The organism is Staphylococcus sp. HMSC13A10 (assembly GCF_001808005.1).
Classification (GTDB): domain Bacteria; phylum Bacillota; class Bacilli; order Staphylococcales; family Staphylococcaceae; genus Staphylococcus; species Staphylococcus pasteuri.
Window position 1 is genome coordinate 1 of record NZ_KV791827.1, and the last position, 1251, is coordinate 1251.

Sequence of the window (1251 nt, forward strand, 5' to 3'; positions counted from 1 at the left end):
AGCTATATTTTTTTACTTTGCAACAGAACCAGAATAAGCATATATATTCAGGGTATATATAAGTAATAGACATCTAAATAATAAGTAATAGGAGGCTGGTGTAGATGTTCAAAAATATATTATTACCCTATGATTTCGAAAATGATTTTAGTGCTATCCCTGACTATTTAGAAAAAGTCACCGATGAAGATTCAGTTGTTGTAATTTATCACGTTGTAACAGAAAATGATCTTGCAATTAATGTCAAATATTATAATAAGCATAAAAAAGATATTATTAGAGAAAAAGAAAAAAAACTTACTCCATTTTTACGTGAATTAGAAAAAAGAGATATTCAATATAAAATAGATGTAGATTTTGGGCATATTAAAGATACAATCTTAGAAAAGATTACTTCTGGAGATATAAATAATGGTGAATTTGATTTAGTAATTATGAGTAATCATAGAGTCGATTTGAATATTAAACATGGTTTAAGGAGATGTTACACATAAGATTGCTAAAAGAAGTTCTGTCCCAGTACTAATTGTTAAATAAACATAAGAAGTAAGAAATTTATTAATTCAAAAAGCCTAAATACTTTCTCACAAATCGAGAGAGTATTTAGGCTTTTTATTTTTTTAATTTTGGTTTGTGATTTTTTAGATTATTTTTTGATTAGTCATTCTAAAAAAGATTAGACACGCATTTATGCCGAGAAAATTTATTGAGGTTGAGAAGAACCCTTAACTAAACTTGTAGACGAATGTCGGCATAGCGTAAGCTATTAAGCCGACCATTCGACAAGTTTTGGGATTGTTAAGGGTTCCGAGGCTCAACGTCAATAAAGCAATTGGAATAAAGCACCTATGATTATTAAAAAAAATAAGTTATAATATATTCAAAAATATTTTTGAATGAGGTGTAATTATGATTCAGACTATTGTAACTGCTGCTATTCTTTATATTGCGACAGCATTAGACTTATTAGTGATTTTATTAATGTTCTTTGCTAGAGCAAAGACTAGGAAAGAATATCGAGATATTTATATTGGTCACTATGTAGGATCTGTGGCATTGATTGTCATAAGTTTATTCTTTGCCTTTGTCTTAAATTATGTTCCTGAAAAATGGATATTAGGATTATTAGGGTTAATACCGATTTATTTAGGAATTAAAGTGGCTATTTATGGTGATAGTGACGGAGAAGAGAGAGCTAAAAAAGAATTGAATGAAAAAGGATTGTCTAAACTAGTTGGTACGGTTGCAATT

At 28.5% G+C, this 1251-nt stretch carries 1 protein-coding gene and 1 pseudogene; both read left to right on the forward strand.

Annotation, left to right across the window (positions count from 1 at the left end):
- The first annotated feature begins 104 nt into the window (after window positions 1-104).
- Window positions 105-537: pseudogene (locus tag HMPREF3125_RS01410) on the forward strand (universal stress protein).
- A gap of 372 nt (window positions 538-909) precedes the next feature.
- Window positions 910-1251 (forward strand): cadmium resistance transporter (locus tag HMPREF3125_RS01415; RefSeq protein ID WP_176745268.1); only part of this gene is annotated, 342 nt, incomplete at its 3' end.